The sequence below is a fragment of the Sphingomonas kyeonggiensis genome, from assembly GCF_014204495.1.
Classification (GTDB): domain Bacteria; phylum Pseudomonadota; class Alphaproteobacteria; order Sphingomonadales; family Sphingomonadaceae; genus Sphingomonas; species Sphingomonas kyeonggiensis_A.
Genome location: NZ_JACHLN010000004.1, coordinates 350,063 through 376,159, shown reverse-complemented (window position 1 = coordinate 376,159; position 26,097 = coordinate 350,063). Strand labels below are relative to the sequence as shown.

The 26,097-nt window shown below is 67.5% G+C and carries 30 protein-coding genes; 10 read left to right on the top strand and 20 right to left on the bottom strand.

The window, feature by feature from the left end; genetic code table 11:
- Positions 1 to 6: 6 nt before the first annotated feature.
- Both HNP52_RS20870 and HNP52_RS20865 read left to right on the top strand, forming a co-directional pair.
- Positions 7 to 567, top strand: coding sequence for a hypothetical protein (locus tag HNP52_RS20870; RefSeq protein WP_184170197.1), 561 nt, complete (start codon positions 7 to 9; stop codon positions 565 to 567).
- Positions 567 to 905, top strand: coding sequence for a DUF1428 domain-containing protein (locus HNP52_RS20865; protein WP_184170195.1), 339 nt, complete (start codon positions 567 to 569; stop codon positions 903 to 905). Before HNP52_RS20870 ends, HNP52_RS20865 begins: the two co-directional genes overlap by 1 nt.
- Here HNP52_RS20865 and HNP52_RS20860 read toward each other — a convergent pair.
- From HNP52_RS20860 to HNP52_RS20830, 7 genes are all read right to left on the bottom strand, one after another.
- Entirely contained in the window at positions 902 to 1,579 is a 678-nt protein-coding gene (locus HNP52_RS20860) for an ATP12 family chaperone protein (RefSeq protein ID WP_184170192.1), read from the bottom strand. The genes HNP52_RS20865 and HNP52_RS20860 overlap by 4 nt on opposite strands.
- Complete coding sequence (locus tag HNP52_RS20855) at positions 1,576 to 1,809, bottom strand: hypothetical protein (RefSeq protein WP_184170189.1); 234 nt, start codon at positions 1,807 to 1,809, stop codon at positions 1,576 to 1,578. Before HNP52_RS20855 ends, HNP52_RS20860 begins: the two co-directional genes overlap by 4 nt.
- Positions 1,806 to 2,465 (bottom strand): HAD-IA family hydrolase, encoded by a 660-nt coding sequence (locus HNP52_RS20850; protein WP_184170186.1) that lies wholly within the window; start codon positions 2,463 to 2,465, stop codon positions 1,806 to 1,808. Before HNP52_RS20850 ends, HNP52_RS20855 begins: the two co-directional genes overlap by 4 nt.
- The gene (locus HNP52_RS20845) at positions 2,462 to 3,064 is read right to left on the bottom strand and encodes an FMN-binding negative transcriptional regulator (RefSeq protein WP_184170183.1); all 603 of its coding nucleotides are present in this window, start codon (positions 3,062 to 3,064) and stop codon (positions 2,462 to 2,464) included. The genes HNP52_RS20850 and HNP52_RS20845 overlap by 4 nt, the downstream gene beginning before the upstream one ends.
- Positions 3,064 to 4,368: an RluA family pseudouridine synthase gene (locus tag HNP52_RS20840; protein ID WP_184170180.1), complete on the bottom strand. Its 1,305-nt coding sequence runs from the start codon at positions 4,366 to 4,368 to the stop codon at positions 3,064 to 3,066. Before HNP52_RS20840 ends, HNP52_RS20845 begins: the two co-directional genes overlap by 1 nt.
- A complete protein-coding gene (gene crcB, locus HNP52_RS20835; RefSeq protein ID WP_184170177.1) occupies positions 4,365 to 4,742 on the bottom strand; it encodes a fluoride efflux transporter CrcB in 378 nt (125 codons plus the stop codon). Before crcB ends, HNP52_RS20840 begins: the two co-directional genes overlap by 4 nt.
- Positions 4,743 to 4,947: 205 nt before the next feature.
- Complete coding sequence (locus HNP52_RS20830; RefSeq protein ID WP_184170174.1) at positions 4,948 to 5,682, bottom strand: hypothetical protein; 735 nt, start codon at positions 5,680 to 5,682, stop codon at positions 4,948 to 4,950.
- Positions 5,683 to 5,831: 149 nt separating this feature from the next.
- Between HNP52_RS20830 and HNP52_RS20825 the strand changes: the two genes are divergently transcribed.
- Together HNP52_RS20825 and HNP52_RS20820 are read left to right on the top strand one after the other, a co-directional pair.
- Positions 5,832 to 6,425, top strand: a complete 594-nt coding sequence (locus HNP52_RS20825) for a heme-binding protein (protein WP_184170171.1) — start codon at positions 5,832 to 5,834, stop codon at positions 6,423 to 6,425.
- A gap of 46 nt (positions 6,426 to 6,471) precedes the next feature.
- Positions 6,472 to 6,693: a hypothetical protein gene (locus tag HNP52_RS20820; RefSeq protein WP_183996588.1), complete on the top strand. Its 222-nt coding sequence runs from the start codon at positions 6,472 to 6,474 to the stop codon at positions 6,691 to 6,693.
- Positions 6,694 to 6,897: 204 nt separating this feature from the next.
- Here the strand turns inward: HNP52_RS20820 and HNP52_RS20815 are convergent, their stop codons facing one another.
- Together HNP52_RS20815 and HNP52_RS20810 are read right to left on the bottom strand one after the other, a co-directional pair.
- The gene (locus HNP52_RS20815) at positions 6,898 to 7,431 is read right to left on the bottom strand and encodes a glycine zipper 2TM domain-containing protein (protein WP_184170168.1); all 534 of its coding nucleotides are present in this window, start codon (positions 7,429 to 7,431) and stop codon (positions 6,898 to 6,900) included.
- Positions 7,432 to 7,526: 95 nt separating this feature from the next.
- Positions 7,527 to 8,351 carry a class I mannose-6-phosphate isomerase gene (locus HNP52_RS20810; protein ID WP_184170165.1) on the bottom strand — a complete coding sequence of 275 codons (825 nt, stop codon included), beginning with the start codon at positions 8,349 to 8,351 and terminating at the stop codon, positions 7,527 to 7,529.
- Between the two features lie 154 nt (positions 8,352 to 8,505).
- Between HNP52_RS20810 and HNP52_RS20805 the strand changes: the two genes are divergently transcribed.
- Complete coding sequence (locus HNP52_RS20805) at positions 8,506 to 9,321, top strand: outer membrane protein assembly factor BamD (protein ID WP_184170162.1); 816 nt, start codon at positions 8,506 to 8,508, stop codon at positions 9,319 to 9,321.
- Positions 9,322 to 9,369: 48 nt separating this feature from the next.
- Entirely contained in the window at positions 9,370 to 11,031 is a 1,662-nt protein-coding gene (gene recN, locus HNP52_RS20800; RefSeq protein ID WP_184170159.1) for a DNA repair protein RecN, read from the top strand.
- On the opposite strand, the gene HNP52_RS20795 is transcribed toward recN, so the two are convergent.
- Both HNP52_RS20795 and HNP52_RS20790 read right to left on the bottom strand, forming a co-directional pair.
- A complete protein-coding gene (locus tag HNP52_RS20795) occupies positions 11,028 to 11,843 on the bottom strand; it encodes a hypothetical protein (protein ID WP_184170156.1) in 816 nt (271 codons plus the stop codon). The two genes, recN and HNP52_RS20795, sit on opposite strands and share 4 nt — an antisense overlap.
- A gap of 69 nt (positions 11,844 to 11,912) precedes the next feature.
- Complete coding sequence (locus HNP52_RS20790) at positions 11,913 to 12,194, bottom strand: TM2 domain-containing protein (RefSeq protein ID WP_184170153.1); 282 nt, start codon at positions 12,192 to 12,194, stop codon at positions 11,913 to 11,915.
- Positions 12,195 to 12,431: 237 nt separating this feature from the next.
- Here HNP52_RS20790 and HNP52_RS20785 point away from each other — a divergent pair, with 237 nt between their 5' ends.
- Entirely contained in the window at positions 12,432 to 12,806 is a 375-nt protein-coding gene (locus tag HNP52_RS20785; RefSeq protein ID WP_184170150.1) for a hypothetical protein, read from the top strand.
- A 172-nt stretch (positions 12,807 to 12,978) separates the two neighbouring features.
- Here the strand turns inward: HNP52_RS20785 and HNP52_RS20780 are convergent, their stop codons facing one another.
- The 3 genes from HNP52_RS20780 to tgt form a co-directional block, all read right to left on the bottom strand.
- On the bottom strand, positions 12,979 to 14,016 hold the full coding sequence (locus HNP52_RS20780; protein ID WP_311768523.1) for a cell wall hydrolase: 1,038 nt from the start codon (positions 14,014 to 14,016) through the stop codon (positions 12,979 to 12,981).
- Positions 14,017 to 14,134: 118 nt separating this feature from the next.
- Positions 14,135 to 14,764 carry a cation transporter gene (locus HNP52_RS20775; RefSeq protein WP_184170147.1) on the bottom strand — a complete coding sequence of 210 codons (630 nt, stop codon included), beginning with the start codon at positions 14,762 to 14,764 and terminating at the stop codon, positions 14,135 to 14,137.
- Between the two features lie 21 nt (positions 14,765 to 14,785).
- The gene (tgt, locus tag HNP52_RS20770) at positions 14,786 to 15,916 is read right to left on the bottom strand and encodes a tRNA guanosine(34) transglycosylase Tgt (protein ID WP_184170143.1); all 1,131 of its coding nucleotides are present in this window, start codon (positions 15,914 to 15,916) and stop codon (positions 14,786 to 14,788) included.
- A gap of 45 nt (positions 15,917 to 15,961) precedes the next feature.
- On the opposite strand from tgt, the gene HNP52_RS20765 reads away from it, so the two are divergent.
- The gene (locus HNP52_RS20765) at positions 15,962 to 16,279 is read left to right on the top strand and encodes a cupin domain-containing protein (protein WP_260396291.1); all 318 of its coding nucleotides are present in this window, start codon (positions 15,962 to 15,964) and stop codon (positions 16,277 to 16,279) included.
- Here HNP52_RS20765 and HNP52_RS20760 read toward each other — a convergent pair.
- The 5 genes from HNP52_RS20760 to HNP52_RS20740 form a co-directional block, all read right to left on the bottom strand.
- Entirely contained in the window at positions 16,248 to 17,180 is a 933-nt protein-coding gene (locus HNP52_RS20760) for a helix-turn-helix domain-containing GNAT family N-acetyltransferase (protein WP_184170137.1), read from the bottom strand. The genes HNP52_RS20765 and HNP52_RS20760 overlap by 32 nt on opposite strands.
- A gap of 139 nt (positions 17,181 to 17,319) precedes the next feature.
- Positions 17,320 to 18,393 carry a calcium:proton antiporter gene (locus HNP52_RS20755; RefSeq protein ID WP_184170134.1) on the bottom strand — a complete coding sequence of 358 codons (1,074 nt, stop codon included), beginning with the start codon at positions 18,391 to 18,393 and terminating at the stop codon, positions 17,320 to 17,322.
- A gap of 46 nt (positions 18,394 to 18,439) precedes the next feature.
- Positions 18,440 to 19,087: an HAD hydrolase-like protein gene (locus HNP52_RS20750; protein WP_184170131.1), complete on the bottom strand. Its 648-nt coding sequence runs from the start codon at positions 19,085 to 19,087 to the stop codon at positions 18,440 to 18,442.
- Positions 19,080 to 20,030, bottom strand: a complete 951-nt coding sequence (locus HNP52_RS20745) for a cation diffusion facilitator family transporter (RefSeq protein ID WP_184170128.1) — start codon at positions 20,028 to 20,030, stop codon at positions 19,080 to 19,082. Before HNP52_RS20745 ends, HNP52_RS20750 begins: the two co-directional genes overlap by 8 nt.
- A 41-nt stretch (positions 20,031 to 20,071) precedes the next feature.
- Positions 20,072 to 20,611 (bottom strand): EF-hand domain-containing protein, encoded by a 540-nt coding sequence (locus HNP52_RS20740; RefSeq protein WP_184170125.1) that lies wholly within the window; start codon positions 20,609 to 20,611, stop codon positions 20,072 to 20,074.
- A gap of 104 nt (positions 20,612 to 20,715) precedes the next feature.
- Between HNP52_RS20740 and HNP52_RS20735 the strand changes: the two genes are divergently transcribed.
- Together HNP52_RS20735 and HNP52_RS20730 are read left to right on the top strand one after the other, a co-directional pair.
- Positions 20,716 to 22,512, top strand: coding sequence for a sulfotransferase family protein (locus HNP52_RS20735; protein ID WP_184170720.1), 1,797 nt, complete (start codon positions 20,716 to 20,718; stop codon positions 22,510 to 22,512).
- Positions 22,513 to 22,659: 147 nt separating this feature from the next.
- Positions 22,660 to 25,047: a TonB-dependent receptor gene (locus HNP52_RS20730; RefSeq protein WP_184170123.1), complete on the top strand. Its 2,388-nt coding sequence runs from the start codon at positions 22,660 to 22,662 to the stop codon at positions 25,045 to 25,047.
- A gap of 21 nt (positions 25,048 to 25,068) precedes the next feature.
- Here HNP52_RS20730 and queA read toward each other — a convergent pair whose 3' ends face one another.
- Entirely contained in the window at positions 25,069 to 26,097 is a 1,029-nt protein-coding gene (queA, locus tag HNP52_RS20725) for a tRNA preQ1(34) S-adenosylmethionine ribosyltransferase-isomerase QueA (protein ID WP_184170120.1), read from the bottom strand.

The window sequence follows — 26,097 nt, the reverse complement described above, 5'->3', positions numbered from 1 at the left end:
GGTTTGATGGCTAGACTGTTGCTCGGCGGAGTCCTGGGTGGGCTCGCAATGTGGCTGGTGGGCTTCATCTTCTGGGGTACGCCCCTCAGCCTGATCGCGCTTTCCAAGACCGACGATGCCGCGAGCGCGGCGCTTCATGCGGCACTGGCGCAACATCTCGGGCCGCTTGGCACCGGCGCCTATCCGGTGCCCTGGCCCTATACGCCCGCAGGCACCGCGCTCTACGGCCAGGGGCCAGTGGCGATGATCCTGTTCAACCAGCATGGCTTCGCGGCGTTCGATGCGAGCGCGCTGTTCGGTGGGCTGATCCTTGCCATCGTCTGCGCGCTGGTCGCCGGTTTCGCGCTGCGCATGGTCGCCGCGACGCTGAGCTTTGCCGACCGGCTGAAGCTGGTGGCGATCACGGCCGTGGCGGTGACCGCCTATTCCGACCTCGGCCAGCCGATCTTCAACCACGCGCCCTGGGGTTATTTCACCTATCTGTGGATCAGCGACGTGGCGAGTTGGGTCGCGGCCGGTGCGGTGCTCGCCTGGGCGCTGCCGCGGCCGGTGCCGGCGAGCGCCTGATGTATATCTGCGCACTGGTGATCCCGGTGCCGGAAGTGAAAGAGGACACCTATCGCGCCTGGGCGGCGCGGGGTGCGGCGATCTTCAAGGCACATGGCTGTGTGTCGATCACCGAGGCCTGGGAAGATTTCGTGCCCGACGGCTCGGTGACCGACTTCCGCAAGGCAGTGGCGGCCGAACCGGGGGAGAAGATCGTCATCTCCTGGCAGGCCTGGCCCGACAAGGCGACGCTCGATGCCGCCGAGGCGGCGATGCATGCGGACGGCAGCCTGGAGGTTGAGGGAGAGATTCCCTTCGATGCCAGGCGGCTGATCCTGGGGTGCTTTCGGGAGCTTTAGAGCAGCCCCAGGAACTTCACCCCGGCCATGAACTCCGCGCGGCGGTTCTCGCGGGCTTCGAGCGCAAGCGCGTCCTCACCCCACAATTCGGCCTGCCACAGCTCGTCGACATGCGCGGCCTGCCACAGCGTTTCGGCTTCAACCGCGCCCTTGAGCAGCGCCAGCGCGCCGACCAGCGTGCCGCTGACCGTCACCACTGGCGACAGGCCGGCGAGGTGGAAGGCGTCGAGCGCGTGCACCGCTTCGGACAGCCGGGCGAGCGTGGCTTCGGGCTGGGGCTTGTGCATCACCCCGGCAGTGGTCTCGAAATGCACGTCGTAGCGGCCGCGCGCCCAGTCGAGCAGCGGATCCCAGGCCTCGGCCTGGCGCTCGACCAGCTGGATGGGATCCTCGGCCCGGTAATAGAGCAGGTCGCTTTCCCCATAGGCGGCGAGACCGGCGGCGAAGGTCGCGGTGTCGGGCGCGATCCGGTCGATCGCGGCATTGGCGAGGCCGGTGAGCGGCATCGCGCGCGGGTCGATCGTCTCGCCCACCGCGCGCCATTCCTCGGCCACCGCTTCGGCAAGCGCGGGATTCGGCAGGGCGAGGGGCGCGCGACCCGGCGTGCGCACCGGCTTGCCGTCGAGTGCCACCTGGCCATTCTCGACGGTCACTTCCTTCCAGAAACGCTTCATGCTTCGGGTGTTGCCTCCACGGGGGTCTTCCAGCGCCGGGCGAAGTAGCGCGGCACCACCGCCATGAAATAGAGCGAGGCGAGCAGGATGGCACCCCCGAACACGGTGACGCCGTAATTATGGGCACGGCCGGCGATCAGCAGACCGAGCACCGCGCCGGCGGTGCCGAGCATGTTGAGCGCGACGATCATGTAATAGCGCTTGCGCGCCAGCTGCTCGGCCTCGGTCATATCCGCTCCAGGTGCGCGAAGAGCTGGCTGGCGTGGTCGGCGAGCCCATGGGCACCGGCGCCGAGCAGTTCCTCGGATGTGTGGTATCCCCATAGCACACCAAGCGCATGCGTGCCAGCGGCACGGGCCATCGCCATGTCAAAGCTGGTATCGCCGATCATCGCCGTTGTCTCGGGCGCGGCACCGGCCTCGGCGATAGCAAGCTCAAGCATCGCGGGATGCGGCTTGGACGGGTGGCGATCGGCGGTCTGCAGCGTGATGAAGCGGTGCCGGATGCCATGATGCTCGAGGATCAGGTGCAGCCCGCGATCGGACTTTCCGGTGGCGACGCCGAGCAGCCAGCCGGCGGCGTCGAGCGCCTCGATCGTATCTAGAATGCCGTCATAGAGCGGCTCGGGATCGAGCGCGGCGCTCGCCCGCATCGCGTGGAAGGCGCGCTTATACTCCTCGGCCATCGCTTCGTGCAGCGCCGGCTCGGCCTCGGGCAGCAATTGCGCGATGGCGGGGACCAGGCTGAGGCCGACGATGCGTCGGATGGCGTTCCGGTCGGGCGGATCGAGCCGGTGCGCGGCGAAGGTAGCCTCCATCGCGCGGCAGATATTGGCCTGCGAATCGACGAGCGTGCCGTCGCAATCGAATACGGCGAGGCGGTTCATTTCGCGCCCTGCATCAGCGCGGCCATCGCGCGGCGGCCCTGGGCCTCAAGCGCATCGGCGGCGGCGAGTCGGGCGGCGTCGGGCTTGTTCTGGCCGAGCTTGAGCGTGCCGCGCCACGCCCGGACCTGCAGCCGATAGCCGGTGATCGCAGTCAGCATCCTGGCGATCTTCGCGGGATCGACCTTGTCGCGCTTCCATTCGGGCTTGGGCGCGAGGCGGCGCTCCTGCTCATGGGCAAGGGCGTCGAGATGTTCGAGCAGCCCGGCATCGTCCATGCGGGAGACATTCCCCTCAAGCTCAACCGCGACATAGTTCCAGGTCGAGACTTCGTCAGGGCCCAGTCCGTACCAGTCGGGACTGACATAAGCGTCCGGTCCCTGCAGGCTGAACAAGGCGGTGGCGCCGTCGAGATGCTTCGCGATGCGATTGCCGCGCGAGACATGGAAGGCGAGCGTATCGTCGTCGAGCCACACCACCGGGACATGCGCGACGCACGGGCCGTCGGGCGTCGCGGCGAAGAGCGCGCCGAAGCCGATGTCGCGGACCAGATCGCGGATCGCCGGGCGGTCTTCCCAGCGGAAGGCCGGATGCGGATGCATCAGCGGCTCCGCGGTGGGCCGCTGCGTCCACCACCGCCGGGCTTCGCACCGCCACCGCTGCGCGGGCCGGGCCGGGCGCCGGGCTTGCCTGCAGGCTTGCGCGCGCCGGGCTTGGCGCCGCCGGGCTTGGCCGCGGGCGCCTTGCGCGTGCTCGGCTTGCCGCCGCTGCGGGGTGCGGGCTTGTCGCCGCTGGGACCTTCGCCCCGGCCGCGCCGCTCGCCCCGGCGTTCCTTGCGGACCGACTTGGCATGCGCGCGGGCATTGGCCTTGAGCTGTTCCCTGGTCATCGGCGGCGGACCGTCATCGAGGTGGAGCGCGTCGCCCTCCGCTTCCTCGAAGCCGAGCGTACGCAGCGATTCGGCGAAATGGTGCGGCAGCGATGCGCGTACATCGATCCGCCCGCCATCGGGATGATCGACGCGGAGGCGGCGGGCGTGGAGATGCATCTTGCGGCTGATGCCGCCGGTCAGGAAGGCTTCGGCCCCGCCATATTTGCCGTCGCCGACGATCGGGAAGCCGATCGCCGCCATGTGGACGCGCAGCTGGTGGGTGCGCCCGGTAAAGGGCTGGAGCTCGACCCAGGCGGCATGATTGCCGGCGCGGGCGATCACCCGGTAGCGGGTACGGGCGGGCGAACCCTCCTTCTCGTCGACATGCATCTTCTCGCCGCCGGTGCCCGGCTGCTTGCCGATCGGCAGCTCGATCATGCCGTCCTCGATGCTCGGCACGCCGACGATCAGCGCCCAATAGACCTTGCGCGCGGTACGGCTGGAGAAGCTCTTCGAGAAGGCCGCCGCCGCGCGGGCGGTGCGGGCGACGAGCAGCGCGCCCGACGTATCCTTGTCGAGCCGATGGACCAGCTTGGGGCGGCTCTCCATGTCGTACTGGAGTGCATCGAGCAGCTCGTCGACATGCTCGGTGGTCTTGGTGCCGCCCTGGGTGGCGAGGCCGGGGGGCTTGTTGAGCACGAACGCCGCATCGTCCTGGTGGATCACCATCGAGCGGGCGAAATCGATCTGCTCCTCGCTCAGATTGACGACGCGTACGCGCTTGGGGCGGCCGGGCTTGTCCGGCGCCGGCGCCTCGGCCGGAGGGACGCGGATGACCTGGCCCATCGCGACATGGTCGCCCGGCTTGGCGCGCGCGCCGTCGACGCGCAGCTGGCCGGTGCGCGCCCAGCGCGAGACCAGGTTGAAGCTGGTCTCGGGCAGGTGCCGCTTGAACCAGCGATCGAGGCGGATGCCGTCGTCATCGGGCTTGACGGTGAACTGGCGGACGGCGTCCTGAGCTTTCGGGGGGGTCATGGAATGGCTCGCAAAATGCTGAGGCCGGCGAACAGCGCGAGGGCGGAGCCGACCACGGAGGCAAGGATATAGCCCAGCCCCATGCCATAGTCGCCGCGCTCGATCATGTTCATCAGGTCGAGGGTGAAGGCAGAGAAAGTCGTGTAGCCGCCGAGCAGGCCGACGCCGATCAGCAGGCGCCACTGCTCGCCGCCCTGGCCGATCTTCGCAAGCGTGCCGGCGAGCATGCCCATCAGGAAGCCGCCGATCAGGTTCACGGCCAGCGTCCCCCACGGATAGTCCGGCCCGAACCAGCCAAGCGTGAGCTTGCCGGTAAGGTAGCGCGCCGCGGAACCGAAGGCGCCGCCGAGCATGACGAGGAGGATGGGGGGCATCCGCAGCGGTTAGCGCGGAATCGGGGAGAGGGGAACCCAGGCTATTTGGGAAGAGGACCGTGAACTCTCATCTCTCGTCGTCATGCCGAACTTGTTTCAGCATCCAACCCTCCACCAGCGATATCGCTTGCGGCACGTTGGACCCTGAAACAAGTTCAGGGTGACGAGGACTTCGGAGCGGCCGACGGCGAAAGCCGTAGCGGGGTCAGATCCCGTTGTTCGCGACCATGTCGATGTCGGTCCCGCCATCGGGGCGATTGGTCAGGAACAGGACATAGGCGCCACCATCCTTGTCGCGGGTGCCGCCGAGGATATGCTCGGCGCCGTCGACCTGGTGTTCGCCGGTGTACCCGGCGCGGATCGCCTTGGTGTAGTACCAGTCGAGCATCACCTGCATCGGCTGGGGCGAGGAGAAGCTCACCAAGCGCAGCTGGCACTGGCCGGCGGTGCTGCCGGCGGCTTCGGTGACGCGGGCCTGGGGATAGAGCGGCAGGTCCTTCGGCAGGCGCTGCGCCCAGCCCGCTGCGTATTGCAGCGAGGCGGCGCACTGGTTGCTCTTCGGATCCTTCTGGCGTGCGGCAAGACCGCCGAGCGTGACCGCATCGCGCGCGGCAGAGCACTGGGTGCAATCCTTGGTTGCCTGGGTCGGGGCGGGGGTCTTGAGCAGCTGGCCATTGTCGATCTTGCTGCCGTTCGCCGCGACATTGTCGTTGGGCACGCCGCCCGAATAGGGCTGGGCCGGCGGACGGATCGCATCGCCATTGGCCTGGCGGCCGAGCTGGGGATCGACCATGATCTGGCCCTGCAGCGCGCTGGCCAGCGCCGGATCGGCGGCGTTGCCGCTGTCGGTATCCGAAACATCGCCCAGGCTGCCATTATTGCCGCATCCCGCGAGCGCGAGGGGCAGGGCAAACAACAGGACATTAACGCGGCGGGCCATCTTCACACGCTCCTTTGGCGCGTGGTTATGCCGAAGGAGGGTTAAGGAAGGCTTTGGGAAGCTGGATTTCCATCCACAGCCGCGTTAACCATAAGCGGAACCCCGGACGGATCGTGTGCGTATTTGGCCGAACGATCGAAGGGTTATGCATGCAGCTCAACGCGAAGATGATCGGCGCCGGCGTGGCCGCCGCCGTTGCTGCCGGTGTCGGATATGTGCTGCTCCACAAGCCCGAGGAAGAAGCCCGGTTCAGCACCGTGACCCGCGACGGCGCGATCAGCGTACGCGACTATCCTGGCCTGCTTGTCGCCGAAGTGGTGGTGCCGGGGCTCCGCCAGGCGGCGCTGTCGGTCGGCTTCACCCGGCTGGCCGACTATGTGTTCGGCAAGGACCGTGGTGGCGGTCGGCTGCCGATGACCGTGCCGGTGCTCTCCGACGGCGACGAGGACGGGCGCGGATGGCGCACGCGCTTCCTGATGCCCGCCGACGTGGCGATCGAGAGCCTGCCCGATCCGGAGGCCGGCGTCCGGCTGCGCAAGCTGCCCGCCCGGCGGATCGCCGCATTGCGCTTTGCCGGGGTGGACAGCGAAGGCGCGTTCGATGCGCATGAGGCCGAGCTGCGCGCCTGGATCGGCCGCAACGGACTGAGCGCGGCGGGGCCGGTGGAGCATGCCTTCTACAACTCGCCCTTCACCCCGGCGGTGCTGCGCAGGACGGAGATCCTGATCCCGCTCGCCGCCTAGCTGTCATATGTTGATAATACACCAACGATAGGGTATAGCGCCGCACATGCTGAACCTGCTCTCGATCCTCGTGGGTATCATTGCCCTGCCGCTCATGCTGATCGCGCTGATCCCGCTGCTCGGATGGCTCAACTACCTGGTGATCCCGATCGCCGTGGTCGGTCTGGCGCTCGGTGCGCTTTCGGACTCGAATGCTGGGCGCAACCTCAACATCGTCGTGGCCGGCGTCGGTTTCCTCCGCCTTTGGCTGGGCGGCTTCATCTTCTGATTTCGTAGAGGCGGGAGGCGCGGGCCTTCGTTCCCTCCGTCACCCCGGCCTTGTGCCGGGGTCCACGGTGCCTCGTGTCCTGCGTTCCAGCTTCTTGGCCGGCATTCGCCTCCCGGTGGACCCCGGCACAAGGCCGGGGTGACGAGGGAGCACGCAAAAGGGCCCGGCGTTTCCACCGGGCCCCTCTCTGCCTGCGTGGCAAGCTTAGCGGCAGCGAACCTCGCCGCGATCGACCGACGAGCCGAGCGCCGCACCCGCGGCCGCGCCGAGCAGCGTGCCGAGCGTGGCGTTGCGGCCATTCGACAGCGCGTTGCCGAGCAGACCGCCGGCGACGCCGCCCACGATCAGGCCGGTCGTGCCGTCCGAGCGGCGGCAATAGTAACGCCCGTCATTGCCGCGATAGATGCGGTCGTTCCGGCTCAGGCGGCGCTCGCGATAATAGCGGCCGTCGCGATAATAGTCGCCCGGGTTGTAATAGCGCTCGCCCGGGGGCAGGCGGTTATAGTCGTAGTTGCGATAGCGGCGATAATCGCGGCGCCACTCGCGCCGGTCCTGGCGCTGGGCATTGGCGATATCGTTGCGGCAGTCGCGCGCCTCGCGGCGATATTCGCCGCGGCTATCCGAATTGCGCAGGTCGTGGCGGCAATCGGCGCGCGCCTCGCGCTCGTTCCAGCCCTGGGCGGCGGCAGGCGTCGCGAGGGCGGCCGCGGCAACCGCGGCGGCGAAAAGGATACGCATGGATTCTCTCCTTGTTTTCCCAGACGACCAACGTGCCGGGCGGAGAGCGGTTGCGTGAACGGAAAACTACTTCCCGTTCACGCGGGAGCCATGCGTCAGATCCGGGTATCGCCCGGATAGGCGAAGAGCAGGTCGCTGCCGACTTCGGCATGGAGATCGGCGCTGCCCTCGACCGTGAGGCACTGGCCGGCCTGGAACGCCACGCCATCGACGACGCCTTCGCCGCGCAGCGGGATCAGCCAGCCGGTGGTGTCTTCGGGCAGGGTGATGCTGCGCTTGCCGCCTTCCCAGCGCTCGAGCACGAACTTGGGGCCTTCGACCAGGATATTGCGGTCATCGCTCACGCGGCCCGGCATAGGGTGCGGCACGTACGGCACCGGATCCGAAACGGCGACGCCCTGGTCGAGGTGCAGTTCGCGCGGACGGCCATAATCATAGAGGCGATAGGTGGTCTCGCTGTTCTGCTGCACCTCGACCAGTGTGATCCCTGCACCGATCGCGTGGATCGTGCCCGAGCCCGAATAGAAGAAGTCGCCGGCCTTGACCGGCTTCCAGTCGAGCAGGTGCTCGATCGAGCCGTCGAGCGCGGCGGCGCGCAGCGTCTCGTGGTCGACCGGCGCCTTGGTGCCCAGCGCGATCGTCGAATCGGGTTCGGCGGCCAGGATCACCCAGCATTCGTCCTTGCCGCGCGGCAGGCCCACGGCCTGGGCCTGTTCGTCGGTCGGGTGGACCTGGACCGACAGCTTCTCGCTGGTGAACAGGTACTTGATGAGGAGGTCCGGCGCGCTGTTGCCCGGCGTCTGGAACCAGATCTCGCCCACTGGCTCGCCATCGGCGGCGGGATCGGCGAAGCCAGACCACAGGGTGTGGCGGCCCCAGGGCTTCTCGACGCGATGGGTGGCAAGCAGGGTAGCGGTCACAATTTCCCTCGTGAAAAACGGTTCTGTATCGGAACGCGCATGCCCCCTCGAGGCTCCCGCCGCAATTGCTGATTATGGGTGGTTCCGGCAATGACACAATGACGCCGCGAAAAGGATTGTTTGAAGCCACGGGACCGCGCTAAGACCCCCGCCCATGCGTACTTCCACCACTCGCGCGCTTGCGCTCTCCCTGCTTCCGGTTCTCGCGCTCTCGATGGCCGGTTGCGCCAAGAAGAGTGGCGGCAAGGACCTTCCCTATGTCGCGCGCGACGTCGGCACGCTCTATTCCACCGCCAAGCAGAAGCTCGACCAGCACCAGTACAAGCTGGCCGCCGCGCTGTTCGACGAAGTCGAGCGCCAGCACCCCTATTCGGTCTGGGCGCGCCGCGCGCAGCTGATGGGCGCATTCAGCTATTATCTGAACCGCGACTACACCGAATCCATCTCGTCGGCGCAGCGCTTCCTGGCGGTGCATCCGGGCAACCGCGACGCGCCCTATGCCTATTACCTGATCGGCCTGAGCTATTACGAGCAGATCAGCGACGTGCAGCGCGACCAGAAGATCACGCAGCAGGCACTCGATTCGCTGGGCGAGCTGACCCGCCGCTACCCGAACACCAAATACGCTGCCGATGCGCGCCTGAAGATCGACCTTGTCCGCGACCACCTGGCCGGCAAGGAAATGGAGATCGGCCGCTTCTACGAGACGCGCGGCCAGTGGCTTTCGGCGACGCTGCGCTTCCGCACCGTGGTCGACCAGTATCAGACCACCACCCACGTGCCCGAGGCGCTGATGCGCCTGACCGAGAGCTATCTGGCGCTCGGCGTGCCGGAGGAAGCCGAGAAGGCCGCGGCCGTGCTCGGCGCCAACTATCCGGGCACCGACTGGTATAGCCACGCCTACAAGCTGATGCAGGAAAACAAGGGCAAGGTGCAGCAGGCCCAGGCGGCGACCAAGCCCGCGAGCTGATGCTCGGGGCTTTCGTTCTCGTTAAGTTCCTGCGATAGGAGCGGGCGCATGCTTACTGCGCTGGCTATTCGCGACGTCGTCCTGATCGAGGCACTGGACCTGGAGTTCGGCGCCGGCCTTGGCGTGCTCACCGGCGAGACCGGGGCGGGCAAGTCGATCCTGCTCGACGCGCTGGGCCTGGCGCTCGGCGCACGCGGCGAGACCGGGCTGGTGCGGAACGGCGCTGCGCAGGCAGTGGTGACCGCCAGCTTCGAGCCGCCGGTGCGGGACGGCGAAGTCGCCAATATCTTCCACCAGAACGGACTGGAGCTGGAGCCGGGCGAGCCGCTTATCGTGCGGCGCATCGTCAAGGCGGATGGCGGCAGCCGCGCCTTCCTCAACGACCAGCCAGCTTCGGCGGGGCTGTTGCGCGAGCTGGCGCCGCATCTGGTCGAGATCCACGGCCAGCATGACGATCGCGGCATGCTGAACCCGCGCGGGCATCGGGCGCTGCTCGATGCGTTCGGGCGCTGCGAGGTTGGGCCGGTGGCGATCGCGCACAAAGCGTGGCGCGATGCCGAGGCGGCGCTGGCGGTGGCGCGGGCCGAGCAGGATGTCGCCGAGCGTGACCGCGAGTGGCTCGAACATGCCGTGGGCGAGCTGCGCGCGCTGGCGCCCGAGGCGGGCGAGGAGGAAATGCTCGCCGAACGGCGCGCCTCGATGCAGCGCGGCGAGAAGATCGCCAGCGAGCTGCAGGGCATTGCCGAGCTGCTTGACGGCTCCGAAGGCGGGCTCAGCCAGCTGCGGCAGGCGGCGCGCGTGCTCGAGCGGATCGCCGGGGACCATGATGCGCTGGCCGAGGCGCTCGCCGCGATCGACCGCGCGATTACCGAGGCGGCCGAGGCGCAGGACCGGGTCGATGTCGCCGCCGAGGCGCTCGCCTATGATCCCGCGGCGCTGGAAGCGGACGAAGCACGGCTGTTCGAACTGCGCGGGCAGGCGCGCAAGCACCGGGTACAGCCGGATGAGCTGCCGGCGCTGCTCGAGGAGCTGGCCGGGCGACTGGACCGCGTGCAGAGCGGTGGAGCGGGGATCGCGAAGCTGGAAGCGGCGGTGCGCGAGACGCACGCTGCCTATGCCGATGCCGCCAAGAGGCTTTCCGCCAACCGCACCCTGGCCGCGGCGCGGCTCGATGTGGCGGTGATGACCGAACTCAAGCCGCTGAAGCTCGACGCGGCACGCTTCCGCACCATGGTCGAGCCGCAGGACGAGGCGAACTGGTCGAGCTTCGGCATGGACCGGGTCGAGTTCGAAGTCTCGACCAATCCCGGCGCGCCGTTCGCGCCGCTGGTCAAGATCGCCTCGGGCGGCGAGCTGTCGCGCTTCATCCTGGCGATGAAGGTGGCACTGGCCGAGGAAGGCGGGGCGCGGACTTTGATCTTCGACGAGATCGATCGCGGTGTCGGCGGAGCGGTGGCGAGTGCGATCGGCGAGCGGCTGGCGCGGCTGGCCGATACCGCGCAGGTGCTGGTGGTGACGCATAGCCCGCAGGTGGCGGCGCGGGGTGCGCAGCATCTCCTGATCGCCAAGAGCCATGACGGGACGGTCACCCGCACCGGAGTGACGCCGCTGGGCGCCGGGGAGCGCCGCGAAGAGATCGCGCGGATGTTGTCGGGTGCCGAGATCACCGACGAGGCGCGCGCCCAGGCCGAGCGGCTGATCGCCGCCTAGGCGGCCGCAACCTCCGGCAGGTGTGGCGCGCGCCCGGCGATCCAGCCGGCGGCGGCAATGCCAACCCCCGCAATCCCCGCCGCCAGCGCAAGCGGCAGGGGCGGCAGCAGGGCAAACTCCACCAGCAGGTGCCGCCACGCCGTCATCGGGCCGACGAACTGGAAGAGCACGCCGCCGAGCACGGTGGCAGCCCCCGCGACGAAGAAGGGATGGCCGTGCCGTCCGCTGCCGAGCGCCAGGCTGAAGGCGATCGCTGCGGTGACTGCATTGCCGAGCTGGAAGCCGATGCCCAGCTTCCAGAAGTCGGTGGGGCCGTTGATCGACAGCGGCGGCAGGATCGGGGCCAGGCGGCCGAGGATCGGCGGCAGCAGGAAGATCACCGTCGCCAGCATGTAGCGTGCATGGAGCTGCACCGTCCGCCGGATGCGCAGTGCCGAATAATAGCACCAGGCAAAGGCGGCGACCGAGATCATGTCGATCCAGGCCAGGCCGGGTGCGTACAGGGTGTAGAAGGGCGAGGGCGGATCGGCGAAGCGCTGCGCCATGCCGAGGAAGATCATCGATCCGCCGGCCAGGAACAGCGGGAACAGCGCCAGGCTGGCCGCGCCCAGCGTGCGGTGCAGTGCATTGTGGCCCGAATGGATCAGCCAGCTCTGTGCGACGAGCAGCGCCAGCCACAGCGTAGCGGTGATGCCATGTGCATGCATCTGCAGCGGCGCGGTGCCGATCGTCGAGAGATAGCCGGGCCAGAAGGCCAGCGCCGCCAGCGGAAAGATCGCAAGCAGATACCAATGGGCATGGCGATACGGCATCTAGTGGCTTCCCCCTCAGGAAGCCTGCACAGTATCGCAGATATCGGCCGCGTCAACGCCGCGCGGGCGTCAGGCCGTAGCCAGCCGGCGCATCATCTCGTGGCGAATCTCATCCTTCTTCTCGCGGATCATGCCGGGAATCAGGAACAGGTCGATCAGCAACCAGACAAAGCCGATCACCACGAAATAGGACAGGATCTGGAGGATCGCCGACACCGGTCGGCCCAGGTAGAAGCGGTGGGCACTGACGAACCACAGGAACAGCCAGAAGAGATAGGCGACCGCGATGCTGGGCGCGTCGTTGGTGACGCGCTGTTCGACCAGCGTCAGTTCGGCAATCGAAAGCGACATCCCAATCCCCCGAGATACTTGCGAGGAATCTAGGGCAAGCGCCGGGCGCGTCAATCGATTCCGCCGACGCTCGGGTCGCCGTGAGAGGGACTCGCTTCCCCGAACCTGAACGGAACCCACGGCCGCGCGACAGCTTGCGACACAAAAGCGCGGGGATCGGGACAGGCATGCGACAGGCGGTCCCCATAAAGCTTTCAGGCCGCAGGGACGGCCCGGTTTTTGAAGAGGAGCGTAGACATGAAGAAGTTCACCCTGATGCTCGCCGGCCTTGGCATCGCCGTTTCGGCTGTTCCGATGACCGCCGCGATGGCCGCACCGCATCCGGCGCCAGCCTTCCAGGCATGGCAGTCGATCAATGGCCGCCAGGCGAACCTCGAGGCCCGTATCAACCAGGGCGTGCGTTCGGGCGCGCTGAGCCGCAGCGAGGCTGCCCGCCTCCGCTCCGAGTTCGCCAGCCTGAACCGGCTCGAGGCCCAGTATCGCCGCTCGCGCCCCGGCCTGACGCTGGCCGAGCGCCGTGACCTGGATCGCCGCTTCGATGCGCTCTCGGCGCGCATCCGGATCGAGAAGCACGATCGCAACGACCATCGCGGCCCCGGCCGTCGCTGGTAAAGGCTAGCGGGTTCCCCTTTTCGACCCCCTGGGGGGAATCCGACAGGACGGGCTCCGCCGCAAGGCGGGGCCCGTTGCCGTTTGGGCTTGCCGCTATCGATATTCCGAGCCGAGGCCATCAGGAGCCAAAGTTCAGCATGACAGCGATGGGTTGCGGTGTACTCCGCCCCACTCAGCGCAGCGGCTTGCCGCTGTCCTTCCACTTATCGAGGATCTGCGACTCGCCCTGGTCCATCGGCGATGCGCTCGGCGCTGCCTTGGGCATATAGCCGCCGATCGGCGTGCCGCTCTGGGCATAGGCCGGCTGGATATTCTCGCGCGGGGTGGCGATCGGAGCCGACGGCTTGGCCGGCAGTGCCGCTGCCATTGCAGGCACCGGTACGACCGGTGCGATCGCATCGGCCAGGTCGATCCGGGCATGCGGCTGGGGCAGGGGCTCGCCGCCCCGATAGGCCTGGCGGAAGGCGGCGGCGGTGCCCCACCAGCCCTTCCAGCGATGGAAGAAATGTGCGCCGAACACCCCGGTCATCACCAGGCTGCGGTTCCAGGACGGGGTGACGGCATAGGTGTGATAGTGCGTCGCCTCGCCCACCGCGCCGAACACCTGGCCCGAGAGTGCGGCGGCGGCGACCCTGGCGGCGCGGTCCCAGGCCGAGCGCATCGGCGCACGGGCCATGGCGCCGTCACAGGCGAAGCTGAACTGGCAGCCGCGCTTCTCCGATCCCTGGAACACCACGCCGCATACGGTGGCGGGGAAGGCGGGATGGCGCACCCGGTTGAGGATCACCTGCGCTACCGCGCGCTGCCCGTCGCTCGGCTCGTTGGCCGCTTCATAATAGATCGCGGTGGTCAGGCACTGAAGCGCACGCGCCTTGTCCACGCCGCTGCCGGCGAGGTGGAAGGGCAGGGCGGGCTGGATCGATCCGTCGACCGGTGCGTCGAGCGCATCGGCGGGGATCGGCATGTCGGGCAGCGCGGTGGTGCCGGTTGTGCCCGCACTCACCGCGGCATCGTCATCGACGGCATAGTAGAAGGCGGCACCGGGGAAATGATCCTCGGCCTCATAGCCGACGGCCACGGGCTTGGGATCCGCCTTGGGCCTGGTGTCGGGGGCGAGCGCCTGGGCGGAGAAGCCGGCGCCGATCAGCGAGGCGACGATCGCCGCTGCGATCCCCCGCGCCTGCATCTTCGAGAAACGCCGCCAGAACACGCGTGCCCAACCCCGTACGGGCCCCTTGCCCGTGCGCGGCTATAGCCGGTTTCAGGCTCTCCCGCGCCCCCGGATTTTCCCATGTCCTATGGCGAAACACTTGATGGTAAAGGTAATTTTAACTATGTGTGGCGCGCAGCACCGGCATCGCGCTGCGGATCACGCCGAATGCCGATCGCAGGAACAGGGCAGCGATGGCAGCGCCCACCAGGATATCCGGCCAAGGCGAGGCGAACAGCACCACGCCGCCGGCCGCCACCAGCACGCCGATGTTCGACACCACGTCGTTGCGCGAGCATTCGAAGGTGCTGGCCATATTCACGTCGTGATCGCGGAAGCGCCACAACAGGCGCAGGCAGAGCAGGTTCGCCACCAGCGCCAGCGTGCCGAAGCCGAGCATCAATGTTGATGAGGGCGGGATACCGCTCCGCAGCTTGACCGCGATGTCGATCAGGATGCCGATCCCGAAGGCGAGGATGAACACCCCCTTCGCCAGCGCTGCGCCACCCTTCCAGCGATCGCTGCGGGCCAGCGCATAGAGGCTGAGTCCATAGACCAGCGCATCGCCGAGCATGTCGACCGCGTCGGCCATGAGCGCCGCCGATCCGGCGATCACGCCGGCGCCGAACTCCAGGAAGAACATCGCTGCGTTGATCGCCAGCACGATGGTCAGCACCCGGCGCTGCTCGGCCTGAACCGCGAGCCGCTCGAGTTCCTTGCCCTTGGCGGAGCAGCAATGTTCGGCCATCTCGAACCTCCTACGGCCAGCCTAGCCCTTGGTGCTGTAATAGGAAGCGCGGAAACCGTTGGCGAACTCGGTGAGCCGGCCTTCGCCAATGGCCTCGCGCAGGTCCTGCATCAGCACTTGGTAGAACCAGATATTGTGCTCGGTCATCAGCATCGCACCGAGGATCTCGCCAGCGCGGACGAGATGGTGGAGATAGGCACGGCTCCAGGTGCCGCAGACCGGGCAGGGGCAGGCTGGATCGAGCGGGCCCTGGTCCTCGGCGAACTTGGCGTTGCGGATGTTGATCGGGCCGGTGCGGGTGAAGGCCTGGCCGGTGCGGCCGCTGCGGGTGGGCAGCACGCAATCGAACATGTCGATGCCGCGCTCGACCGCGCCGACAATGTCGTCGGGCTTGCCGACGCCCATCAGGTAGCGCGGCTTGCTCGCGTCGAGCTGGCCGGGCGCATAGTCGAGCACGCCGAACATCGCCTCCTGGCCTTCGCCGACCGCGAGGCCGCCCACGGCATAGCCGTCGAACCCGACATCGAGCAGCGCGTCGGCCGAGTATTTGCGCAGGCCCTCGTCGAGCGCGCCCTGCTGGATGCCGAAGATCGCGTTGTGCTCGGCATGCTCCTCGGCGGCGAAGAAGGCGTCGCGGCTGCGCTTGGCCCAGCGCATCGAACGCTCCATCGCGGCGGCCTGGACTTCGCGGGTCGAGGTGGTGGGGACGAGCTCGTCGAACGCCATGGTGATCGAGCTGCCGAGCAGGCGCTGGATCTCGATCGAGCGCTCCGGCGAGAGCATGTGGCGGGTGCCGTCGAGGTGCGACTTGAAGGCGACGCCTTCCTCGCTGCGGGTGGTCAGGTCGGACAGGCTCATCACCTGATAGCCGCCCGAATCGGTGAGGATCGGGCGATCCCAGTGCATGAACTTGTGCAGGCCGCCGAGCCGGGCGACGCGCTCTGCACCGGGGCGCAGCATCAGGTGATAGGTGTTGCCGAGGATGATGTCGGCACCCGCGGCGCGGACGTCCTGCGGCTTCATCGCCTTGACGGTGGCGGCGGTGCCGACCGGCATGAAGGCGGGCGTGCGGATATCGCCACGCTGCATGGCGATGGTGCCGAGGCGCGCCTTGCCGTCGGTGGCGTGGATGGTGAATTCGAAACGGGACATATGCGGGGCCTTGCCCCCTTTGGCGGAGGAGCGCAACGCTGGGGCATGACCAGCAACCTCCTCGCCGACCTGCCCGATGCCAGTGCCGACGAAGTCTTTACCGAGCTGCTGCGCCGTCCCGGCGTCCGCATCGAGCGGATCGTCTCGCAGGGGCAGGCGACGCCCGAGGATGCGCCGCTGGTGCAGGACTGGGACGAATGGGTGCTGCTGCTCGAAGGTGCGGCCGGGCTGCGGATCGAGGAGGGAGAGGCGATCGCGCTACGCCCGGGCGATCACGTGCTGATCGCCGCGGGGCAACGCCATTGGGTGACCTGGACGGCCGAGGGTCGGCCTACGCTGTGGCTGGCGGTGCATCTGGGCTGAGGTCGAGCGACCAGGTCTCGCCCATCAGCGGTTCGCCGAACCGGGTGTGGACTTCGCTGCTGACCAGCTCGAAGCCATGCGCGGCATAGATGCGCCGGGCGCTGGTGAGGATGGTGTGGGTCCATAGCTCGAGCCGCTGGTAGCCTGCCGCGCGCGCGAACTCGATGCAGCTACGGACCAGCGCTTCGCCGATGCCGAGGCCGCGGGCATGGCTCTCGACATAGAGCAGGCGGAGCTTGGCGACGCCGTCGCCGCCATCGGCGAGCATCACCGATCCGAGCATCTCGCCGCCGCGTTCGGCGACCCAGCATTGCTCGCGGCCCGGCTGGAAATCGCGCAGGAAGCTGGTGGTCACGTCGTTGAGCAGCAGTTCCATCGGACGCTCCCAGCCGTAATTTTCGGCATAGAGGATCGCCTGTCGGCTTGCGATCGCGCCCATGTCGCCCGGGCGCAGCGTACGGATCTCCCAGGTGCCCGCTCCACCTTCGATCAGCGCACGCGCCGCGGCGAGATGATGACCGAGCATGGCGCCGCCTCCAGGACCCAGCGACTCAAGCTGGCGGTGGCTATGCGCGCGGGTGGTCTCGTCGAGTGCGTCAAAGGCGGCGCGGCCGGCGGGTAGCAGGACGATCGGGCGCTGGCGGGCATCTTCCTCGCCGCGTTCGCGCGCGATCCAGCCGCGATCCTCGAACCGCTTGACCGCGCGGCTGACATAGCCCGCGTCGAGGTCGAGGACCTGCTGCAATGCGCTGGCGAGCACCGGCTGGCGCGCGGCGATCTCGTAGAGGAGGCGCGCTTCGGCCACGCCCATCTCGCTGTCCATATAATGCGGCGAGAGCACTGCGGCGAAGCGGGTATGAGCGCGGTTGAAGGCGCGGAATTGTTCGATGGCCTGATCCATATGGGCAACCTGCACCGATATAGTTGATTGAGTCAACTATATCGGTGCAACGAACCGGCGCTGCGCCACCGAAGAAGAAGCGGGACCCCGGCTCAAGGCCGGGGTGACGATGCAAAACGTAAGCGTCCCTTTTGCGCGCCTAGGGGACCAGGGTGGTAAAGACGAACACCCCGAAGATGACGAGGTGCACCACGCCCTGCAGCACCGTGGTGCGGGCAGTGGCGAGCGACTGGGTGGTCACGAGCAGCGTCAGCGACAGCAGCACGATGCCCTTGGAATCGAGGCCGAGCGCCAGGGGCAGGTCCTGGACCAGCGACAGCATCGCCACCGCCGGGATGGTGAGGCCGATCGTCGCCAGCGCGGAGCCGAGTGCGAGGTTGAGGCTGGTCTGCAGCCGGTTGGCCATCGCGGCGCGCACCGCGGCGACGCTCTCCGGGAGCAGCACGAGCGCGGCGATCACCACACCGACCACGGCATGCGGCGCTCCGGCCGAGGCGACGCCTTCCTCGATCGCGGGCGCCAGCGCCTTGGCGAGCAGCACGACTTCGACCAGGCAGGCGACGAGCAGGACGCCCGACAGCGCGGTCTGCCTGCCGCTCGGCGGCGGGGCATGCGCCTCGGGGTCTTCGGTCTCCCCGCCGGGCGGCAGGAAATAGCCGCGGTGGCGCACGGTCTGCACCATCACGAAGGTGAGATAGAGCAGCAGCGACACGATCGCGACAAAGGCGAGCTGCGAGGGCGCGTAATAGGGGCCATGCTCCGACGCGGCGAAATTGGGCAGGACGAGGGTCAGCACGGTGAGCGTGCAGAGCGTCGCCAGCGAGGCACTGACGCCGACCTGCTGGAAGCTCTGCTCATGATGGCGCAACGCCCCGAACAGGATGAACGCGCCGAGCAGGCCGTTGAGGATGATCATCACCGCGGAGAAGACGGTGTCGCGCGCCAGCGTCTCGGCGCCGGCCTTGCCCTGGAGCATCAGGGTGAGGATCAGCCCGACCTCGATCACCGTGACGGCGAGGGCGAGCAGGAAGGTGCCGAACGGCTCGCCCATCTTGTGCGCGATCAGCTCGGCATGATGGACGGCGGCCAGCACGGTGGCGATCAGCACGATGCCGAGCAGCAGCGGCGGGAGCGTGAAGGAGCTGCCGAAAACGAGGCTCAGCGCACCCGCGAAGGGGGGAAGCCAGATCCAGGTCCAACGCAAACGTTCCATGTCCGTACCTTACAGGTCGGGGGAATGCGTTCAACCGAAACGGGCCTCAGCGGCTGGCGGACACATAGTCGATGATGTCCTGCGGGGTGCGGAACATCACGTCGGGCTCCATCGCGGCGAGCAGCTCCTCGGCGGCATAGCCCCACAGCACCGATCCGGCGCGCATGCCGACTTCGCGGGCGGCATCGACGTCGCGGGTCTCGTCGCCGATCGCCAGCACCTCGTGCGGCTTCACGCCCATCTTCCTGAGCACGCGGCGGAACTTGGGTGCCTTGCCGAACAGCGAGGAGCCGCATGCGAAGAAATCGATCCGGGCGGCATGGACCGGGCCAAGGATCTTGCGGGCATTGGCCTCCGCGTTCGACGTGACCAGCGCGATCTTCACGCCGGTGGCGGCGATCTGCTCGAGCAGGTCGGGCGTTCCCGGAAACAGCTCGATCTGATGCGCGTTGCGGCCGACCAGACGGCGCACATGGCGCGCGATCAGCGGCAGCTTCCACTTCGAGATGCCGAGGAACTCGATCACGTCGCGCGAGCTCTTGTTGCGCAGCATGTCGACTTCATGGGACTCGACCGTGCGGAATCGGAACTTGCGCGCCAGCTCGTCGACGACCGACAGGAACCAGTCGCCGCTGTCGGAAAGCGTGCCGTCGAAATCGAAGATGACCAGCCGAATGGGCGACGCGTCACTCATGCGCGTGTCCACTCCCATGCATCCGACATTCCGCCCCGTCCCCCAATTCGATCTGCACGGTCGTATGATCGATCCTGAAGTCGTGCGCCAGCCGATGTTGCAGCGCGATCAGGAAAGCATCGCCGGGATGGCCGTCCGGCATGACGAGATGTGCGGTGAGCGCGGCCTCGGTGGTGCTCATCGGCCAGATGTGGAGATCATGGACGCGCGTCACGCCGGGCATCGAGGCGAGTGCGGCTTCGACCGCGGCGGAATCGATGCCCTTGGGAACGGCCTGCAGCGCCATGGTCAGCGATTCGGTGAACAGCCCCCAGCTGCTCCACAGGATCACGCCCACGATGACCAGGCTGATCGCGGGGTCGATCCAGTCGGCGCCGGTGAACAGGATCAGCGCGCCGGCGATCACCACGCCGGCCGAGACCGCGGCATCCGCCGCCATGTGGAGATAGGCACCGCGGATGTTTACGTCGCCCTTGCGGCCGCTGGCGAAGAGCAGGGCGGTCGCCAGGTTGACGACGATGCCGGCGCCGGCGACGAGCATCACCGTCATGCCCGGCACGTCGCGCGGCTCGGACAGGCGCTGGATCGTCTCGAGCAGGATTGCGCCGACCGCGACGAACAGCAGCACCGCATTGGCGAGCGCCGCCAGGATCGACGAGCCGCGCAGGCCATAGGTGAAGCGCGGCGAGGCGGGGCGCTTGGCCAGCTCGGCGCCGCCCCAGGCGATCAGCAGGCCAAGCACGTCGGACAGATTGTGCCCGGCATCGGCCAGCAGCGCCATCGAATGGGTCAGGAAGCCCGCCGCGCCCTCGACCAGCACGAAGGCGAGGTTCAGCGCGGTGCCGATGGCGAAGGCACGGCCGAAATCCGCGGGCGCATGGCTGTGCCCATGGCCGTGATGTGCATGTCCGTTGTGGTTGTGGTTGTGATCGTGCGCGGCCATGGACTCGCTTTAGCTGGGTCGCTGCATGTGATGCTAGGACATCAGTTCGGGCCGCGGCCCTTCTTTCCACGTCCTGCGCCGGGAGGCGGCATCTGCGGGCGAATGGTGACGAGTTCCTTGCGCTCCAGCACGCCGTTCTTGTCGGCATCGAAGCGAGTGAAGAGCAGGTCGAAGCGCTCGGCGATCTCGGCGAAGGTGATCTTGTTGTCGCCGTCGCGATCGACTTCGAAGGGGCTGGGCACGGTGTTGCGATCGCCCATCCAGCGCTCCTGCCAGTCCGAATAGGCGATATAGCCGAGCCAGCCCTGGTGGCGGGTGTCGATCGCATCGAAGCTGCGTTTCAGGCCGGCATCGAATTCGGCGCGGGTGACCTTGCCGTCACCGTCCGCGTCGAAGGCGGCGATCATCATCGCCACGGGCTCGGCGATCACAGTGAAGGCGGGCTGCTCGCGCGTGCTGGTTCCGATCGGGTTGGCAGTATTCGCCGGCGGCATCGGGATGCCGACGCGATCCTGGGCATGGGCGGCCTGCGCAAAGGCGGGAGTCGCGATCAACGCCGCGAGCGCAAACAACAAACGCATGGGAACCCTTCCGAATCGCGATAACGAGGACCGCTACCGCGCTTGCCACCCAAGGCGCAATCCGTGGCGAAGGTGGGGCGTTGCGGACCACGCCCGTGCGTCGCATGATCGCGGTGCAGGTTCGGCGGGGGAAGCGTGTGAGCGAAGTGCGGGCGCGGCTGGATGCGGCGAAGGCGGCGATCGAAGCGGGAGAGCGCGATGCCGCCGCCCGCGCGCTGCGCCAGGCCGAAGCGCTTGATCCGCCCCAGCCCGGCGCGTGGCGGGCGATCGGCAATCTCTGGCATGCGGCGGGGGATTCCGGCGCGGGCGGCGCGGCGCATCTTCGCGCGGTCTCGCTATCGGTATCCGATCCCGAGCTGATCGACGCGGCGGCGGCGCTGGCGCAAGGCGCGCTCGACCGCGCCGAGATGCGTTTGCGCGGCCGGCTCCATGCCCAGCCGACCGATGTTGCGGCGATCCGGATGATGGCCGAGCTGGCCGGGCGGCTCGGGCGCTGGCGCGATGCCGAGACGTTGCTGCGCCGCGCGCTCGAGCTGGCGCCCGGTTTCGCCGCGGCACGGCACAATCTCGCGCTGGTCCTCCACCGGCATGGCCGGCCCGAGGACGCGCTGGCCGAGATCGACTCGCTGATCGCCGAGGCGCCGGAGGATCCCAGCAACGACATCCTCAAGGCGGCGATCCTTGGCCGCAGCGGCGACTATGACCTGGCGGTGGAGCTGTACCGCACGATCCTTGCCGAGCATCCGCGCCAGGCCAAGGTGTGGATGAGCCTGGGCCATGCGCTGAAGACGGTGGGCGAGCAGGCCGAGAGCGTCGAGGCCTATCGCCGCAGCATCGAGCTGGAGCCCGGGCTGGGCGGCAGCTGGTGGAGCCTCGCCAACCTCAAGACCTGGCGCTTCACGCCCGAGGATGCCGATGCGATGCGCGGTGCGCTGGCCGACGATGCGATCAGCCATGACGACCGCTTCCACCTCCATTTCGCGCTGGGCAAGGCCGAGGAGGATGCCGGCGATTATGCCGAGAGCTTCGCGCACTATGCCGAAGGCAATCGTCTGCGCCGGGCGATGATCCACTATGATGCGGACGAGACCAGCGCGCTGGTCGATCGCCAGCTGGCGACGCAGGATGCGGCGTTCTTTGCCGCGCGCGCCGGCTGGGGGTGCCAGGCCGAGGATCCGATCTTCGTCGTATCACTGCCGCGCGCCGGATCGACCCTGGTCGAGCAGATCCTCGCCAGCCACAGCCAGGTGGAAGGCACGATGGAGCTGCCCGACATCGCCATGCTCGCGGGCCGGCTGGGGCCGGGCGGGCTCGCCGAGCTCGACGCGGAGACCGCCGCCGCCTGGGGCCAGGAATATCTCGATCGCACCCGGGTACAGCGCAAGGCGGGCACCCCGCGCTTCGTCGACAAGATGCCGAACAACTGGCTCTATGCCGGGCTGATCCAGCTGATCCTGCCCAATGCGACGATCGTCGACGCGCGCCGCCATCCGCTGAGCTGCGGCTTCTCGCTGTTCAAGCAGCATTTCGCGCACGGCCAGGCCTTCTCCTACGACCTGACCGAGATCGGCCGCTATTATGCCGACTATGTCCGCGCCATGGCCGGGGTCGACGCGGCGCTGCCGGGGCGAGTCCACCGGGTGATCTATGAGCGCATGGTCGAGGATACCGAGGCGCAGGTGCGTGCGCTGCTCGCCGCCACCGGGCTGGACTTCGAGCCTGGCTGCCTGGACTTCCACAAGACCGAGCGTGCGGTGCGCACCGCTTCCTCGGAGCAGGTTCGTCGCCCGATCTTCCGCGAGGGGATGGAGCAATGGCAGCATTTCGCGCCCTGGCTCGGCCCGATCGAGGTCGCGCTCGGGCCCGTTCTCACGGCCTATCCGGACGTTCCGCGACCGTGACATTTTTGCAATGCAGCGCGAACTTAATTCGCATAGTTCAGCACCTGCTTGACTTCACAAGTTTGTAATAACAGCCTCTCTTCTCTTAGCTAAGGGGAGGCCGTTATGCGTATGACGCGGGTTGCGCAGTTCCTTTTCGCAAGCACTATGCTCACAGGGTTCAGCGGCGTTGCTGCAGCGCAGCAAGTGCCGTCCACGCCGGCGGAAACGCCGGAGAAACAGGACGCGACGGGCTATCGCGATCCCAACGAGATCGTCGTTACCGCCACCAAGCGCGAAGCCAGTCTGCAGGACGTTCCGATCAGCATCACTGCCTTGAGCCCGGCCAAGCTTGAGGAGAACCACGTCTCCAGCTTCGACGATTATGTGAAGCTGCTGCCGAGCGTCAGCTACCAGTCGTTCGGACCGGGTGCCTCGCAGCTCTATTTCCGCGGCATCGCGACGGGTGGCGACGGTCTCGCTTCGGGGCCGCTGCCGGGCGCCGGCCTCTATATCGACGACGTGCCGGTGACGACCATCTATGGCTCGGTCGATCTCCACGCCTATGACCTGGCCCGCGTCGAGGCGCTGGCGGGGCCGCAGGGCACGCTATACGGCGCGAGCTCGCTGTCGGGCACGCTGCGCATCATCACCAATAAGCCGAGCACTTCCGGGTTCGAGGCGGGCTATGACGTGCAGATCTCCAAGTTCGGCAAGGGGGATTTCGGCGGCCAGGTCGAAGGCTTCATCAACATCCCGATCAGCGAGACGATCGCCTTCCGCGCCTCGGGCTTCTTCGAGCATGAAGGCGGCTATATCGACAACACGCCGGGCACGCGCACCTATAACCGCCCGCACACCGATGGCCTGGGCAATGTCGTCGACGCACCGCTGACCATCAACAACAACGACCTGGTCAAGGACGATTACAACGACGTCGAGACCTATGGCGGCCGCGCCGCGCTCGGCATCGACCTTTCCGACAGCTGGACGGTGACGCCGGGGATCATCTACCAGCACCAGGAAGCGGGCGGCCAGTTCCTGTTCGATCCGCGCGTCGGCGATCTCAAGAACCACGACTTCATCGAGAGCCACAATCGCGACGAATGGTATCTCGCTTCGCTGACGATCAAGGGGCAGATCAGCAACTGGGACCTGACCTATACCGGCTCCTGGTTCCACCGCGTCGTCGACAACACCTCGGACTATTCCTATTTCAGCGTCGCCTACGACACCTATGCCGATTACAATTACTACAAGACGGCATCGGGGCAGGACATCGATCCGAGCCAGGCGGTGCGTGGCTATGACCGCTACAAGAAATGGGCGAACGAGCTGCGGATCAGCTCGCCGGCGAAGAACCGCTTCCGCCTGACCGCCGGCCTGTTCGCGCAGCACCAGATCGACGATCGCATCGCCGAATATATCCTGCCGGGGGTCAGCACCGCGGTGAACCCGTTCAGCCCGCCGGTGCCGGGCGGTGGCCCGGACGATGTCTATTTCACCACCATCCACCGCGTCGACCGCGACTATGCCGCGTTCGGCGAGGCGGAGTTCGACATCCTGCCGAACCTGACGCTGCTCGCCGGCATCCGCGGCTTCATCGCCAACAACACGCTGAACGGCTTTTCGGGCGGCTATGGCGCGTTCGATCGCCAGGTCACGCTGTTCGGCTGTACCGGGAGCACGGTCCAGGAATGCCCGAACATCGACAAGAAATATGTCGAGCGCGGCGAGACGCACAAGGCGACGCTCACCTGGAAGCCGAGCCCGGACAAGCTGCTCTACGCCACCTACTCGACCGGCTTCCGTCCGGGCGGCAACAACCGCGACGCCTTCGCGCTCGGCCAGATCCAGAGCATCCCGGCCTACAAGGCGGACACGCTGACCAACTACGAGATCGGCTGGAAGACGAGCTGGTTCGATCGTCACCTGACCTTCAACGCCGCGCTGTTCTGGGAAGAATGGAAGGACGTGCAGTACAGCCTGCCGGGCGTGCTCGGCATCTTCTATACGGTGAATGCCGGCAAGGCGCGCTCGCGCGGCTTCGAGGCCGATATCAGCTGGTCGCCGATGCGCGGGCTGACCTTCACCGGCTCGGGCACCTATGTCGATGCGAAGCTGACCCAGCCCTTCTGCGACCAGGTCAATGGCTGCGATCCGGCCAATGGCGGCCAGGTATTCGCGCCCAAGGGCACGCGATTGCCGGTCACACCCAAGGTCAAGTTCAACCTCGGTGCACGCTACGAATTCCTGCTCGGCGCGGATAAAGCCTTCCTGCAGGGCAATCTGAACCATCAGAGCGGCACGACCTCGTACCTGACGCCGGATGGCAATGCGGCGCTCGGCAACACCGACCAGTTCACCACGGTGGACTTCTCGGCCGGCTACCGCTTTGCCAACTTCTCGATCGAGGCGTTCATCCAGAACGCCTTCGACGAGCGGGGCATCCTGAGCAAGAACATCACCTGCGCACCGAGCCTGTGCGCACCCTATGCGCGGCTCTATCCGACCAAGCCGCAATATTTCGGGATCAAGTTCGGCCAGCGCTTCTGACGCGGCACGGCACGGGGCGCCTCAAGGCAACAGCAGCGAGGCGTCCCCGTAGCTGTAGAAGCGATAATGGTCGGCGATGGCATGCGCATACGCCGCTTGCATCCGCTCCAGTCCCATCAGTGACGACACCAGCATGAACAGCGTCGAGCGCGGCAGGTGGAAGTTGGTCACCAGGCCGTCGATGCCCTTGAAGTGGTAGCCGGGGGTAATGAAGATCGCCGTGTCGCCTTCGAACGGGCGGATGATCTTGTCGTCGCCGGCGGCGCTCTCGATCAGGCGCAGGCTGGTGGTGCCGACCGCGATCACCCGGCCGCCCTTGGCGCGGACGGCGTTGAGATGGTCTGCCGTGGCCTGGTCGATGCGGCCCCATTCGGCGTGCATCTTGTGGTCCGCGGTGTCCTCGGCCTTGACCGGCAGGAAGGTGCCGGCGCCGACATGGAGGGTCAGCGTGGTGTGGCCAACCCCGGCGGCGTCGAGCGCGGCGAGCAGATCCGGCGTGAAGTGCAGCGCCGCGGTGGGGGCGGCGACGGCGCCCGGCTCGTTGGCGAACATCGTCTGGTAATCGTCGGCGTCTTGGGCATCGGTCGGGCGCTTGGAGGCGATATAGGGCGGCAGCGGCATGCGGCCGCAGCGCTCGAGTAGCAACTCGACCGGCTCGTCGCCGTGGAAATCGAGCGCGAAGCTGCCATCCTCGGCACGGTCGCCGGCGGTGGCGAGGACGCCATTGCCGAAATCGACCGTGTCGCCGTCGCGCAGCCGCTTGGCGTTGCGGATGAAGGCGCGCCAGCGGCGCGGTCCCTCGCGCTTGTGGAGGGTGGCGCCGATCTTCGCCTCTCCGCGCACGCCTTCCAGCTGGGCGGGGATCACGCGGGTGTCGTTGAACACCAGGCAATCGCCGGCGCGCAGCTGGTTCGGCAGGTCGCGGACATGGAGGTCGCGCATGGCCTCGGGGCCGTCGAGCACGAGCAAACGCGCCGTATCGCGCGGGGCCGCGGGGCGCAGCGCGATACGGTCGTTCGGCAGCTCGAAATCGAAAAGGTCGACGTTCAC